Source organism: Gimesia algae, assembly GCF_007746795.1.
Lineage (GTDB): Bacteria > Planctomycetota > Planctomycetia > Planctomycetales > Planctomycetaceae > Gimesia > Gimesia algae.
Genome location: NZ_CP036343.1, coordinates 6344279 through 6358586, shown reverse-complemented (window position 1 = coordinate 6358586; position 14308 = coordinate 6344279). Strand labels below are relative to the sequence as shown.

At 48.6% G+C, this 14308-nt stretch carries 12 protein-coding genes; 11 read left to right on the top strand and 1 reads right to left on the bottom strand.

Annotated features, from left to right (window positions below; all coding sequences use genetic code 11):
* Nucleotides 1-9: 9 nt before the first annotated feature.
* The 10 genes from Pan161_RS23745 (at nucleotide 10) to Pan161_RS23700 (ending at nucleotide 10571) form a co-directional block, all read left to right on the top strand.
* Nucleotides 10-1770, top strand: a complete 1761-nt coding sequence (locus Pan161_RS23745) for a CRTAC1 family protein (RefSeq protein ID WP_197995493.1) — start codon at nucleotides 10-12, stop codon at nucleotides 1768-1770.
* A 99-nt stretch (nucleotides 1771-1869) separates the two neighbouring features.
* A complete protein-coding gene (locus Pan161_RS23740) occupies nucleotides 1870-3708 on the top strand; it encodes a carbamoyltransferase family protein (protein ID WP_145231226.1) in 1839 nt (612 codons plus the stop codon).
* Nucleotides 3709-3744: 36 nt separating this feature from the next.
* Entirely contained in the window at nucleotides 3745-4161 is a 417-nt protein-coding gene (locus tag Pan161_RS23735) for an SxtJ family membrane protein (protein ID WP_145231225.1), read from the top strand.
* Nucleotides 4162-4209: 48 nt separating this feature from the next.
* Complete coding sequence (locus Pan161_RS23730; RefSeq protein ID WP_145231224.1) at nucleotides 4210-4434, top strand: DUF5989 family protein; 225 nt, start codon at nucleotides 4210-4212, stop codon at nucleotides 4432-4434.
* 314 nt (nucleotides 4435-4748) lie between these two features.
* The gene (locus Pan161_RS23725) at nucleotides 4749-5135 is read left to right on the top strand and encodes a hypothetical protein (protein WP_145231223.1); all 387 of its coding nucleotides are present in this window, start codon (nucleotides 4749-4751) and stop codon (nucleotides 5133-5135) included.
* A gap of 280 nt (nucleotides 5136-5415) precedes the next feature.
* The gene (locus Pan161_RS23720) at nucleotides 5416-6399 is read left to right on the top strand and encodes a DUF1559 domain-containing protein (protein ID WP_145231222.1); all 984 of its coding nucleotides are present in this window, start codon (nucleotides 5416-5418) and stop codon (nucleotides 6397-6399) included.
* A gap of 300 nt (nucleotides 6400-6699) precedes the next feature.
* The gene (locus Pan161_RS23715; RefSeq protein WP_145231221.1) at nucleotides 6700-7683 is read left to right on the top strand and encodes a DUF1559 domain-containing protein; all 984 of its coding nucleotides are present in this window, start codon (nucleotides 6700-6702) and stop codon (nucleotides 7681-7683) included.
* Between the two features lie 701 nt (nucleotides 7684-8384).
* Complete coding sequence (locus tag Pan161_RS23710) at nucleotides 8385-9362, top strand: DUF1559 domain-containing protein (protein WP_145231220.1); 978 nt, start codon at nucleotides 8385-8387, stop codon at nucleotides 9360-9362.
* 199 nt (nucleotides 9363-9561) lie between these two features.
* Nucleotides 9562-9810, top strand: a complete 249-nt coding sequence (locus Pan161_RS23705; protein WP_145231219.1) for a hypothetical protein — start codon at nucleotides 9562-9564, stop codon at nucleotides 9808-9810.
* Nucleotides 9811-9959: 149 nt separating this feature from the next.
* The gene (locus tag Pan161_RS23700) at nucleotides 9960-10571 is read left to right on the top strand and encodes a TlpA family protein disulfide reductase (protein WP_197995492.1); all 612 of its coding nucleotides are present in this window, start codon (nucleotides 9960-9962) and stop codon (nucleotides 10569-10571) included.
* Between the two features lie 3 nt (nucleotides 10572-10574).
* Here Pan161_RS23700 and Pan161_RS23695 read toward each other — a convergent pair whose 3' ends face one another.
* A complete protein-coding gene (locus Pan161_RS23695) occupies nucleotides 10575-12107 on the bottom strand; it encodes a sulfatase family protein (RefSeq protein ID WP_145231217.1) in 1533 nt (510 codons plus the stop codon).
* A gap of 219 nt (nucleotides 12108-12326) precedes the next feature.
* Here Pan161_RS23695 and Pan161_RS23690 point away from each other — a divergent pair, with 219 nt between their 5' ends.
* Entirely contained in the window at nucleotides 12327-14105 is a 1779-nt protein-coding gene (locus Pan161_RS23690; RefSeq protein WP_145231216.1) for an arylsulfatase, read from the top strand.
* Nucleotides 14106-14308: the final 203 nt, after the last annotated feature.

The window sequence follows — 14308 nt, the reverse complement described above, 5'->3', positions numbered from 1 at the left end:
CCGTTTACGATGCATCACCGATTTTCGGTTGTACTGTTTCTGTTCTGGATTTCGCTGATCTCCGGTTGTGAGCAGGTTAAACCGGAACCCGAGCAAACGTCTGCCAGTCAGGTTGCTCCTAAGGTAAAAAGCAACAAGTCATCTATTCAGGCAGCTGCAAAACCGGCACCATTTCAATTTAGAGAGATCGCTCACCAGAGTGGTCTCGAATTCACTTATTATGGAAATCCCAGTCCACAACATTACATGGTGGAACAGAATGGAGGCGGGGTCGCGCTGTTTGATTTTGATGGTGACCAGTGTCTGGATGTGTTTCTTTCCAACGGCTCTCATTTTGATCGCCCGGCTGAAGAGGCAGGTGAAGTGCATCGGCTGTATCGTTCCATAGGAAGGCTCCCGCAAGAAGTGCAATTTGAAAACGTTGCAGCGGTCGCGGGTGTAGAGCGTTCCGATTTTGGGATGGGGGTTGCCTGCGGAGATTATAACAACGACGGGTTTGTTGACCTGTATTTATGCACGTTTGGAAAAAACTATTTCTGGGAAAATAACGGAGATGGTACATTTTCTGATATCACTGAGACAACCCTGACCGGAGATGAACGTTGGGGCGCCAGTGCCGCGTTTGGGGACCTTGACGGAGATGGAGACCTCGACCTGTATGTTGCCAACTATGTGGAGTATTCCCGCGATGAACCACCCTGCTATTTAACCATTCGTTCGCAGCGGGTGAAGATTTCCTGCGGTCCGATCGGCAGAATCGCGCAGCAGGATCTGTTGTTTGAGAACCGGGGGGATGGTCGGTTTGTGGATCGCTCAGAGTCGGCAGGCATCATTCAGCCCACCGGGGGTAAAGGGCTGGCAGTGCAGATTGTTGATCTGAATCGGGATGGCCTGCTCGATATTTTTGTCGCGAATGACACATCAGATAATTTTCTGTTTATCAATCAGGGAAACCTGAAATTCGAGGAACAGGCGCTGGTCCTGGGGGTAGCTGTCGGCGATCAGGGGGAACCGCAGTCATCAATGGGGATTGCCTGTGCTGACTTCAATCGTAACGGTCTGCTGGATCTGTTCGTCACCAATTTTGAAAATGCGGCTAATGATTTCTATGAACAACTGGAGGTCGGCGGATATCTGACCACCAATTCCCGCCTGGGGCTGGATACCACATCACGGCCCATGCTGGCGTTCGGAACCATCTTTGCCGATTTCAACCTGGACCGGTGGCCCGATCTGTTTATTGCAAACGGGCATATCTGGGATTTGAGTGCACTGGGAACCGAGCATGAATACGAAATGACACAACAGTTATTTTATAATCGGCAGGGAAAACGGTTTCAGGATGTCTCACTGGAATCGGGGCCTTATTTTCAATCCAAATTCCTGGGGCGGGCGACTGCAGTCGGTGATATCGATAACGATGGCGATGCCGACCTGCTGGCGACGCATGAAATCAAACCGGCGGCCCTCCTGCAGAATGAGAGTCCGATGCAGGGCAAAAGTGTGCGACTGCGATTCATCGGTGTCAAAGGCCCGCGAGAACCTCTGGGCTGTACTCTGAAAGTCGTGACCGGGGATGTGGAGCAGATTCTGGTGATCCCGGCGGGAGGCAGCTATCAGGCGTCCAGCGATCCACGTGTGATTGTGCCCACAGGCCATGCGACTTCGATTCAAAGCCTGGTTCTCACCTGGCCTGATGGCAGCCAGGAAGAGTGGAACGATTTGCCGACCCAGGGAGAGCTGACGCTGATTCAGGGGACGGGACAGTAACCGCTCTTGCAGATTCACTTTTGTTTGTGGTACTAAGGTGTTCCATTTTCATGACGGTTCAACCCACTTTGATTTCTCAATATTCGGACTGAGTACTGCATGACAGCGATTCTGGGGATCTCCGCATTCTATCATGATTCAGCAGCTGCCATCATTGTGGATGGTGAGATTATCGCTGCTGCTCAGGAGGAACGGTTTACCCGTATCAAACATGATGCTGCGTTCCCCGAACAGGCAATCGCGTATTGCCTGGAAGAAGCAGGCCTGACGCCTGATCAGATCGACCTGGTTGGTTTCTATGAAAAACCGTTTTTAAAGTTTGAACGCCTGCTGGAAACAACGCTGGCTTTCGCACCGTGGGGAATCAAAGCATTTCTGAATTCGATTCCCAGCTGGCTCAAAACCAAGCTGCATCTTCCCCGCGTGATCTATGACGGATTACATCAGCAGTACAATAAGCGGATCGTGTTTGTGGAACATCATGAGTCACACGCCGCCAGCGCCTTCTTTCCCGCGCCGTTCGAGGAGGCAGCTTTTTTGACGGTGGATGGCGTCGGAGAATGGGCGACCGCCAGTCATGGAGTCGGGCGGGGAAATCGCATCGAAATTCAGAGCGAACTCTACTTTCCCCACTCTGTCGGCTTGTTGTATTCCGCATTTACTTATTATTGCGGGTTCAAAGTGAACTCAGGCGAATACAAACTGATGGGACTGGCCCCGTACGGGGAACCCCGTTATGTCGATCTGATTCGCGATAATCTGGTGGATATCAAGCCCGATGGATCGATTCGCCTCGATTTATCCTATTTCAATTATTGTCATGGGATGACCATGACTTCGAAGAAATTTCATCAGCTGCTGGGAGGAGAACCCCGCCAGCCTGAATCACAAATCACGCAGCGCGATATGGATCTGGCCGCTTCCATTCAGGTGGTGACTGAAGAGATTCTGATGAAAATGGTGCAGCATGTGCATGCCCAGACCGGACTCTCGCAGCTGTGTATGGCTGGTGGAGTCGCCTTAAATTGCGTCGCCAATGGTAAGATCCTGCGGGAAGGTCCCTTTGAAAAGATCTGGATCCAGCCTGCAGCGGGAGACGCAGGGGGCGCACTGGGCGTGGCATTATTCCTCTGGCATCAGCTACTCAAGCAGCCCCGACTGATTCAACCCGCAGACCAACAGCAGGGAAGTTTTCTGGGCCCCCGCTTTTCCAAGACGCAGATTCGGGAATTTCTGGATGCGAGGGGAGTGGTGTATCACCATCGGTCAGATGAAGATGAACTGTGCGATGAGGTTGCCGGTTACATCGCGAATGAAAAAGTGGTTGGCTGGATGCAGGGCCGCATGGAGTATGGGCCGCGGGCATTGGGAGGACGGAGCATTCTCGGTGATGCACGCAGTACAACGATGCAGTCGAAAATGAATCGGAAAATCAAGTTCAGGGAATCATTTCGCCCCTTTGCTCCTTCGATTTTACAAAGCAGGGTTAGAGACTATTTTGATTTTCCGTCTGATGTGGACAGCCCCTACATGCTGCAGGTCGCCGACATGCAACTTCATCAGCGAAATACTCCGACCGCGGAAAGCGCGCAGCTCACAGGTCTGCAGAAGCTGCAACAGGTTCGATCCAGTGTGCCGGCCATAACGCATGTCGATTTTTCTTCCCGTTTGCAGACCGTCGACGCCCGACGTCATGGACGGTATTTCAAACTGCTGACCGCGTTTGAAAAGTTGACGGGGTCACCGGTCATTATTAATACGAGCTTTAATGTGCGAGGCGAGCCGATTGTCTGCAGGCCGAAGGACGCTTATCAATGTTTTATGGCGACCAATATGGATGTGCTTGTACTGGAACAGTTTGTGATTCTCAAGTCAGAACAGCCTGATGCGCGGGTCTTTGAGGATGACCTGCACCTGGATCAGTACGCTTTGGATTAAACTCTCGAATATGGCAGAAGAAAGCAATATCTCAAGATGGCTTTAGCAGAAATTAACTGGAAACCTTCATCCCGTGAGCTGCGGATTTTCTCTGTGGCATTGGGCAGCCTGTTAGCGTTGATCGCATTTGTCAGCTTTCGTGCGTCGGCTTCGGTTCCCCTGGCAGTGACGCTGTCGGGAATAGCTGTGCTGATCGCGCTGGTGGGATTGATGGCACCCGAGAAGATCAAACCAGTATATCTCGTCTGGATGATCCTGTTGTTTCCTGTTCGCTGGGCTGTTTCCTGTCTGTTGATCGCTCTGGTATATTACCTGATTATTACGCCGATCGGCCTCACCTTACGGTTGCTGGGACATGATCTGGTTGGCAGACATTTTGACTCGCAGACAACTTCCTATTGGAAGACAGAACGCCGCGCCAGGCAGGAGCAGGATTATTTTCGCCAGTTTTGATGCTGGTTGAGATTACTGGTTACGGAAAAGAAATTAAGAGGTACGAAAATGTCAGAACAGTCCGATTCGCAATCGAATGCATCTGAAGAACAGTCTTCTGATTTCCTGTCTCAATCAGAATCGGCGGCACCGGGGATCCTGGCTGAGTTCTGGGATTTTTTGAAACATAACAAGAAATGGTGGTTAGCGCCGATTATTATCGCGCTACTGTTGATTGGCTTACTGATACTCGTCAGTGGTAGTGCGATTGCACCTTTTATCTATCCGATTTAATCGGGCGCATCGCTCTGGCATTTCCGCAATCCTGATCATTCCAGATTCTCAGAAGCAGAGAAACCACTCATCTGAATTTTCGAAAGGCGATTTTCTACTTACTGCACAAGTGAGTGCCAATGTTTTCGGGTTTATATAAAATAACATTTTCTTTATATCTATTACAAAAAAAATCTTTCTTTTATGAAAAATTGTTGGTAGCCTGAAAGAAGCACATCAAAACAAACTAATTTCTCTTGTGAATAATTCATTCGAATTCATACTTCTTCAGATTCAGGAGACACCAAGTGCGACCAGCCCTGTACTCAGTTCTGTTGTTTTCTCTTATTGCTCTCTCTGGTTGTGGTAGTGATCCCACGGCAGATCTCGGAACCGCTGTAACGGTTACTGGAACAATTACTCTGGATAGCAAACCCTCTGATGGTGTGGAAGTCATTTTTAAAAGGCTTGATGCAGGTGCACCTGCAGAATATCGGCAATATGTGGCAAAAACCGATTCAGCCGGTAAGTATTCCCTGGAAAATGTATACCCGGCGAAATACGCAGTAATGGTCAATGAGATAAAAGAGGAAAAAGCAGAAGAAGAAGGGGCAGCCGCCTTTGAAACAGGGCCTTATAAAAAATTTGGCGTGAACAGTGAATTAACCGCAGATGTTACGGAAACCAATAAAACGTTTGATTTTGAGTTGACTTCAAAATAAGTAAATTCCTTTCAAAAAAGCCGGAGTATTTCTGATTCCCATCTCGAATTCGGGGCTCTGTGCTGAATAAAAATAATAAAAAGCAAAATGCTGGTCTGAATTGACAGAGCAGTCATTGAGTTAGACACAGTAGAAGATGAAGGCATTCTCTCCAGAGGGGTTCTACCACCAGAGAAGTTGATCATTAATCTGATATCTGTTGCGACGCGATTTTGTGTTCCAAATCGTTATCGCTGAATATGCGTTTTTATTTTTTTTGTTTTCGTAAAGGAGTTTATTCATGAAACGCAAGGCATTTACGTTAATCGAGCTTCTGGTGGTCATCGCCATCATCGCCATTCTGATTGCCTTACTGTTGCCGGCGGTGCAACAGGCACGGGAGGCGGCACGTCGCAGTACCTGCAAAAATAATTTGAAACAGATTGGTCTGGCGCTGGCAAACTACATCGACACGACCATGGGGGTATTTCCCAGGGCCACCATCTCAGCTAACGGTAGAGGTTGTTGCTGCGGAAGCTACGGCCCGACTGCTTTAAACACAACTGGAATCCCTCACAGTTTCCACACAGTTCACACTATGTTGCTGCCTTATCTTGATCAGGCCAATGTCTACAATCAGATTAATATGAGTCTGCGGTACGATGACACAGTTAATGGACCAGCTGTCAAAACGCAAATTCCTGTCTATATTTGTCCCAGTGATAATAGAACTTCGGATTCGAACGTGGTTACAAATACGGCTGGGGATTCCATATCAATGGCAACTCACAGTTATCCAGGGACGGGATCGAATCATCCTTACGGACTGTGCGGTTATCACGGTACAACTGGATCTGGAACGGGTGTCTTTGCAGAACGGGCCGGGCAGTTGAACGAAGCAGGAACGGCCTTAACTCATCCTGTGATGAAGTTACGTCTGATCACAGATGGAACCTCCAATACCATTGCATTTTCTGAGTTTGCTCAAAACAAGACTAAGATTGACTGCAATATTGGTAGTACCAGTCAGGCAAAATATGGCTGGGCACGTCCCGCCGTCGGTGGAACCGCATTTACCATTCGCGAAATTTCTACGCCGAATGGTTGTAACGGCACCAGTACCGGCGGCTCAAATATTGGTATCGCCCGCAGCTGGCACGCTGGTGGTGTGCATGTACTGATGGTTGATGGTTCTGTCCATTTTGTCTCAGATAGTATTCATGGTTTTACCTGGAGATATCTGGGAGCCATCAGTGATAATCAGGTTGTAAGTATTAATAAATGATCTGACCTCATTGATTCTCTACAGAATGAATTTATGAGCCTGAAGATGGGGATTCTATCCTCAGGCTCTTTATTATTCTCCATGTACTCTCTTGAATCGCTTTGATTTCGTAGAAAGAATTTCTCAACAACAAAAGAGACATGTTTTCTGAAGACTAGACTATGTCTTTTTTTCTGTCGCGTCTCCAAGGGAATTGGGATCGAGTATCATTATTACGAGAGGCGCAATAGTAAAATCTGATATGCACTAGATTTTTTCATTAAATTTATTTATGGAACGGTTGAAGGAGAAATTTATTTTATGAAACGCAAGGCATTTACGTTAATCGAGCTTCTGGTGGTCATCGCCATCATCGCCATTCTGATTGCCTTACTGTTGCCGGCGGTGCAACAGGCACGGGAGGCGGCACGTCGCAGTACCTGCAAAAATAATTTGAAGCAGATTGGTCTGGCGCTGGCAAACTACATCGACACGACCATGGGGGTATTTCCCAGGGCCACCATCTCAGCTAACGGTAGAGGCTGCTGTTGCGGAAGCTACAGCCCGACTGCTTTAAACACAACTGGAATCCCTCACAGTTTCCACACAGTTCACACTATGTTGCTGCCTTATCTTGATCAGGCCAATGTTTACAATCAGATTAATATGAGTCTGCGGTACGATGACACAGTTAATGGACCAGCTGTCAAAACGCAAATTCCTGTCTATATTTGTCCCAGTGATAATAGAACTTCGGATTCGAACGTGGTTACAAATACGGCTGGGGATTCGATCTCAATGGCAACTCACAGTTATCCAGGGACGGGATCGAATCATCCTTCCGGACTGTGTGGTTTACACGGTACAACAGGATCCGGAACGGGTGTCTTTTCAGAACGGGCCGGGCAGTTGAACGAAGCAGGAACGGCCTTAACCCATCCTGCGATGAAGTTACGCCTGATCACAGATGGGACTTCCAATACCATCGCATTTTCTGAGTTTGCTCAAAACAAGACTAAGATTGACTGCAATATTGGTAGTACCAGTCAGGCAAAATACGGCTGGGCACGCCCTGCCATCGGCGGAACCGCATTTACCATTCGCGAAATTTCTACGCCGAATGGTTGTAACGGCACCAGTACCGGCGGCTCAAATATGGGTATCGCCCGCAGCTGGCACGCTGGCGGTGTGCATGTACTGATGGTTGATGGTTCTGTCCATTTTGTCTCAGATAGTATTCATGGTTTTACCTGGAGATATCTGGGAGCCATCAGTGATAATCAGGTTGTGAGTATTAATAAATGATCTGACCTCAATGATTCTCTACAGAATGAATTTATGAGCCTGAAGATGGGTATTCCGTTTTCAGGCTCATTTACGTAACTGGCATACGTTATATGCTCATCTGAGAGGATGTGTGTTCAATGGATTTATTAACAGCTTCTATTGACGCCAGCCCCTGTTACTGGTGGAATTACGAGAGAAATCTGTTTGTCAGAATTAAAGAATAATACGTTACCTGCGTGAAGTTCTGGTGTTTATTTTGAAAGCGATCTTTTCTAAGTAATCAAAATACTGGACAGAGGCAGTCTCAGCCGCCTCTGACCAGATAATCCCTTCTGGTCGGTTCGAGTTTGATGTGCCCTCTCCGATCAGTAGGCTATTTTCCCTGCGAATGCTTTGTTCCAGGATATGAAGTCAGTTGATCATTTTTCAGTTCTGCTACTCGGTAACACAGGAGGACTTGATACAGCTTGTTAGCCAGACCCTTTACAGACATGAAAGCCGAATTGCATATTCGCTGCCTGACTGACCGAATCCCAGACCAGATAAATCACTCCACAGCACAATAGCATTACTCATTCCCTTCGATATTTCTCCAAAGTCAGTTTCATCGCTGCCCGATGTCTTTTTCAAAAGACAGCATTTTCTGCCAAGGTGTCAAACGTTGTTTCGTCATTAATTACTAATTTAAGTTTATTATTTATTGAAGGAGAGACCCCTTGATGAAACGTAAGGCATTTACATTAATCGAACTTCTGGTGGTAATCGCAATTATCGCCATCCTGATTGCATTGCTGCTGCCAGCCGTGCAGCAGGCGCGCGAAGCAGCTCGTCGCAGTTCCTGCAAAAACAATCTGAAGCAGATCGGTCTCGCGCTGGCAAACTATCTGGACATGACTTCGGGAGTATTCCCCCGTGCTACCATTTCCGCGAACGGTCAGGCGTGTTGCTGCCAAAACTACACCGCAACTGCTCTGAATACGACGGGAGTTCCGCATAGTTTTCACACGATGCACACCATGCTGCTCCCATTTCTGGACCAGGCAAACGTATATAATCAGATCAATATGAGTTTGCGATATGATGATACGGTGAACGGTCCTGCGGTGAGTACACAGATCCCCGTTTATATCTGTCCGAGCGACAACCGCACCTCCGACACCAATGTGGTCACGAATGGAGCAGGCACTTCGATTACCATGGCGACACACAATTATCCGGGAGCGGGCTCGACCCATCCCTATGGGCTGTGTGGTTATCACGGTACCTCCGGTGTATTTGCAGAACGAAATGGACAGTTGAATGAAGCGGGGACTGCCTTAACTCATCCTGCCATGAAGTTGCGGCTGATCACCGATGGAACATCTAATACAATCAGCTTTTCTGAGTTCGCACAGAACAAAGCAAAAATAGCAGGGTGTGGTTTCACCGGCGGAACAAGTCAGGCAAAATATGGATGGGCTCGTCCTGCCGTTGGTGGAACGGCCTACACGATTCGATCTGGTTCCACTCCCAATGGTTGTAACGGAACGAGTACAAATGGTTCCAACTCTGGAATCGCCCGCAGCTGGCACGCAGGGGGAGTTCATGTGTTGATGGTAGATGGATCAGTCCATTTTGCTTCTGACAGCATTGACGGACCTACCTGGCAATACCTTCATTCGTTCAGTGATGGTAAAGTCGTCAGCATCAATCAGTGATACTGAGCGGTATGTTACCTGGATTTGAAAACCAGTGCTGATGAATCAGCCTGTAGCTACACCGCCCGTTCCCGTTTTCCTGACAGGGGAGCGGGCGGTTTTTATTTTTAGTTGTACCCACATCACAAGATCAGGTATCTTATCTGTTCAAGGTCCTGTATCAAAACTGCTGGTTCAGGCGGCTCCTCAGAAACGATTCTTGTCCGAACAGGCTGATATGACTCGCAAAGCGGAAACTCTGATTATACTTGCCGTCGTTTCAGTCATCTCCGTTTTATACGGCTCTTTCTATTCGAACACGTTTCTGTATGACGATTCCGAACAGATACTGGCACAACAACCACGGGAGTCATTCGACGATCTCATATTGATCTTCACAGAGCCCCTTTTTCCAACGCTGCCTTACTATCGACCTCTGTCTGACCCGCGCATGCTGCCCGTGATTTGAATGAGGCTCTGAAGCTGGAATCGGCGACGAAACAGAAACGGCGGGAAATACATAATGTCAAGCAGCGTTTTCAACTCGAGTAATTAGTTTAAATTTTCGAAGTAACTGACTGATTTTAAAAATCTGGTCCAGACTTAATGGTAATTCTCATGATGCGAAATTTGATCCTCTACTCAACTCTGCTTTGTCTGCTGTCTGCCTGCACGTCAGGTGAGTCACCAGAGAAAGAGACGGAAACACAACCGTTGACAGCGCGTGAGGCTGTGATTCAGTCATTGCCTCCGGTCGAAATTCAGCTCAAGGAAATCACACCTGAATCCCTGCCTGCTGAAATAGAGAAACATCGCGGGAAAGTGGTGTTTGTGGATTACTGGGCGACATGGTGTCCGATGTGCCTGGATTCGTTTCACCATTTAAGTGAATGGCATCAGGAGTACGCTGCCAAAGGCCTGGTGATCCTGGCCATCAATCTGGATGAAGATAATGTGAGTAATCGCAAGGTGGTGCATGAATACCTTACCGAACAGCGCGCCCCTTTCGAAAACTTTATCAGCACTGTGAAGCCTGATGTCAAACGCGACGAGAAATTTGGCATCGAAGGCAGCACGCTCCCCTTCTGTCAAATTTATAATCGTGAAGGTGAGCTGGCTGTCACACTGGGGAATGTCAATCCAGAGCGACTCTATGGCGAACTATCGATCTCTGCTGCTTTAACACAGCTGTTTCCTGAAACGAAGTCGGCAGAGACCGTCAGCAAATAACACTCAGAAAGCATTGCGGCGTGCCTGTAGTTCCGGGTAGCGTTCGTCTGTGTCTCCTGTCTGTTCTTTAAGCTGCTTTAACTGGGCTTTCAATTTTTCAAGTACTTCCTTGTAAGCCGGGTCTGCAATCACATTTTGCATTTCACGTGGGTCTTTGCGCAGATCATAAAGTTCCCAGTGAGGAGGCGTCGGTGTTTTTTCTGCACCGGGGGCATCCAGAGGCAGTCCGTAGAAGAAAATCAGTTTATAGTCTTTTGTACGGATACCATAATGGGCCGGGTTGTCATGGTGAGCCATATGCATCCAGTAGCGATAGTAGGTTGCATCGGGCCAGTCAGCGGCTGCGGCCTCTCCCTTCAGAATCGGCAGAAATGAACGCCCCTGCATGAATTCCGGTTTTTCTACGCCGGCCATTTCCAGTAACGTCGGAGCGAAATCGACATTATTGATGATGTTTTCATTTTTCGAATTCGCTTTAATCCATTTGGGGTAGCGTGCAATGAAGGGCATTCGTAATGATTCTTCATACATCCAGCGCTTGTCAATATAGTCGTGTTCCCCCAGCATGAAGCCCTGATCCGCGGTATAAATAATGATCGTGTTATCCAGCTCGCCGGTCTGTTTCAAATGTTCCAGCAGACGCTGAATGTTATCATCAACGCCACGCACACAGCGCAGGAACTTTTTCAGATAACGCTGATACGCTTCCCGTGTATAGTTTTCAGGAGAGAGATGCTGGTCCACAAACATATGATGCCCCATATTGCGCCGCTGATTGCGTGGTCCGACAGAGGTACCATAGAGTGCCTGATGCAAAGGACCATGCTGACCACGGTGCCAGAGAGAGTCGGGCTCGGGAATGGCGACATCCTGATACAGCCAGTCATAGCGTTCCGCATTTTCAAAGTTGTCATGCGGTGCTTTGAAGTGATGCATCAGGAAGAAGGGTTTGTCTTTCTGCTTGCGGTTCTTCAGCCACTTTAAAGAGATATCGGTGATCACATCGGAAGAGTGTCTCGAATCGTAACCGCCGGCACGGAATTCATTTTTTGGCCAGGGCAGGGGACCACGAACACGAAAGACGGGGTTAAAATAACTTCCCTGTCCGGGCAGCACCGTGTAGAAGTCAAACGCCGCCGGTTCTTTTTTAAGATGCCACTTGCCGATCATGGCTGTTTCGTAACCGGCTGATTTAATGAGTTTTGCCAGATGCTGCTGTTCCGGTCCAATCGCACCGTTAAGTGTGGTCACGCCGTTGACGTGCGAGTATTGTCCCGTCATCAGGGTGGCTCGACTGGGAGTGCAGATCGAGTTCGTACAAAATACGTTTTTCAGCAGTATACCCTCACTGGCCAGCCGATCCAGTGTGGGGGTCGGATTCAGCACCGCCAGCCTGCTCTCATAAGCACCGATGGCATGCGCGGCATGGTCATCCGACATGATATAGAGGATGTTGGGACGTTTTTCCTCGGCCTGAGCAGTGCTCAAAATCGCGGTCAGACACAGAATCAGGCAGCAGAAGCGCTTTGCTTGCATGGGTTCCCGTCTTTCAAAAAGAGAAAGGTGAACTACTTTTTTGAGAGGCAGCATATAATCTGTTTGCAGAGCCCCGATGAAATGCATAGACTGAGATTATACCATGCCGTTTCACCGAATGAAAATCTTTGGTGAAATTTACTGGCGGCGTGGAATTGACCGTTTCACTCCAGAAGACCTTCATACGTTCGTTCCATCCTTGCCTCCGGATCCGATACCATGCCTTACTTGAAAATCTGTCGAATTGTCCCTGCTTTGCTGATTGTGTTGACCATCTCTCTGCTGGCGACGCAAGTTCACGCGGACAAACACACCAATGTGATTCTGATCATGACCGATGATCAGGGGGGCTGGGATTACGGTTTCAAGGGAAACAAACACCTGAGTACGCCGAACCTGGATATGATGGCTGCGAACGGGGCGCGACTCAGTCGATTTTATGTCAGCCCGGTCTGTACGCCGACCCGTGCCAACCTGATGACGGGGCGTTATAACTACCGCACCCGGGCCATCGATACGTACATCGGGCGCGCCATGCTGGAGCCGACTGAAGTGACCATTGCCGAAGCACTGGCACCTGCCGGCTATCGTACGGGAATCTTTGGGAAATGGCATCTGGGAGATTCGTATCCACTGCGGCCACAGGACCAGGGGTTCCAGGAAGTTCTCGTGCATCGGGGAGGCGGCATTGGTCAGCCCAGCGACCCGCCTGAAGGGGCAGGGAAATATACCGATCCGGTGTTGTTCCACAATGGTGAAAAGAAACAGATGCAGGGCTATTGCACGGATATCTATTTCGACCATGCGATGCAATTCCTTGAGCAGAACGAATCCCAGGACAAGCCGACATTCATGTATATCGCGACCAACGCACCGCACGGTCCGTTTGATGATGTGCCTGAAGATCTTCGTAAAAAATATCAGGCGATGGATCTGACAGATGCTTACAACTTTGATTTGAACCCGAAACGCAAAAACAAAAAACAGTTTGACAAAACGTCGCGTGTCTTTTCGATGATCGAAAATATTGATCAGAATATCGGCAAACTGTTTCAGCATCTTAAAAAAATTGACGCGTTGGATAATACACTGGTCCTGTTTCTGAACGACAATGGACCGAATGGTCCCCGATATGTGGGGGAACACCGCGGGGCGAAGGGGAGTGTGAATGAGGGAGGCATCCGCTCCGTATTAATCGCGCACTGGCCGGCTCAGTTGAAAGCGGGCACAGTGAATCCCACCATCGCCGCCCATTACGATCTGTTTCCTACCATTCTGGCGGCGACCGGTGTTGAAAAACCAGAGGGTTTAAAACTGGATGGAGTCAATGTACTCCCACTCCTCAAAAACAATGCCGATCAGTGGCCCGAGCGGTCTTTGTTTCTGCAGTGGCATCGGGGGGATGAACCTCAGCCCCGCACGAATGCTGCGGTGGTCACACAAGATTATAAAATGACGTTTTCCAAACCGGATGAACCGGGCAAGCTGTATCACCTGCAGAACGATCCTGCAGAACGCCAGAACCTGGCGGGAGCAAAAACAACACTGGCGTCAAACCTGACAGAGCAATACAACAGCTGGTTTCGAGATGTGAGTTCGACTCGCCCTGATAATTACGCCCCGCCCCGGATTCATATTGGAAATGCGAAAGAAGAGACGACCGTTCTCACGCGACAGGACTGGCGCTACTCCGGTCCCAAGGGGAAAGGCTGGACCAGTGATGCGCGAGGTCAATGGCTGGTGACCATTGAACAGACGGGACCATATGATATCAAAGTGCTGTTCGGCAGAGAGCAGGAACAGTCCACCATCGAAATGACGGTGCAGGTCGGGCACGATTTGTTTCATGCCGAAGTGCCCGCCGGCAAAAGTGAACATGTCTTCCAGAATGTGAAATTACATGCAGGAGAACAGACAATCGATGTCAAAATTCTGGAAGGTAAGCTCGAACGCGGGCCAAAAATGGTCTACATCACTCAGAAGTCATCTGCCCCTTAAATCATGAATTGAACAGGTTTTGAGGTCAGGCACTGTGCTATCACAAACGGCTCTTTCTCAAAGAAAGTGAAAAACAGATTCAATCTGGAATAGTCACAGATGGTGATTCAAATTACCATAAATAAGGAATGTTAAATTAAAAGGTGAGATCTGACTCTCTTTTCTGCCGGTTTCAGATGAGAAACCTCCAGCAAATCCATTGC

What these genes read in the sequence shown, in the direction of transcription:
- Pan161_RS23745 (WP_197995493.1), top strand. Translation starts at nt 10, where the DNA reads ATGCATCACCGATTTTCGGTTGTACTGTTTCTGTTCTGGATTTCGCTG.
- Pan161_RS23740 (WP_145231226.1), top strand. Translation starts at nt 1,870, where the DNA reads ATGACAGCGATTCTGGGGATCTCCGCATTCTATCATGATTCAGCAGCT.
- Pan161_RS23735 (WP_145231225.1), top strand. Translation starts at nt 3,745, where the DNA reads ATGGCTTTAGCAGAAATTAACTGGAAACCTTCATCCCGTGAGCTGCGG.
- Pan161_RS23730 (WP_145231224.1), top strand. Translation starts at nt 4,210, where the DNA reads ATGTCAGAACAGTCCGATTCGCAATCGAATGCATCTGAAGAACAGTCT.
- Pan161_RS23720 (WP_145231222.1), top strand. Translation starts at nt 5,416, where the DNA reads ATGAAACGCAAGGCATTTACGTTAATCGAGCTTCTGGTGGTCATCGCC.
- Pan161_RS23715 (WP_145231221.1), top strand. Translation starts at nt 6,700, where the DNA reads ATGAAACGCAAGGCATTTACGTTAATCGAGCTTCTGGTGGTCATCGCC.
- Pan161_RS23710 (WP_145231220.1), top strand. Translation starts at nt 8,385, where the DNA reads ATGAAACGTAAGGCATTTACATTAATCGAACTTCTGGTGGTAATCGCA.
- Pan161_RS23700 (WP_197995492.1), top strand. Translation starts at nt 9,960, where the DNA reads ATGATGCGAAATTTGATCCTCTACTCAACTCTGCTTTGTCTGCTGTCT.
- Pan161_RS23695 (WP_145231217.1), bottom strand. Translation starts at nt 12,107, where the DNA reads ATGCAAGCAAAGCGCTTCTGCTGCCTGATTCTGTGTCTGACCGCGATT.
- Pan161_RS23690 (WP_145231216.1), top strand. Translation starts at nt 12,327, where the DNA reads ATGCCTTACTTGAAAATCTGTCGAATTGTCCCTGCTTTGCTGATTGTG.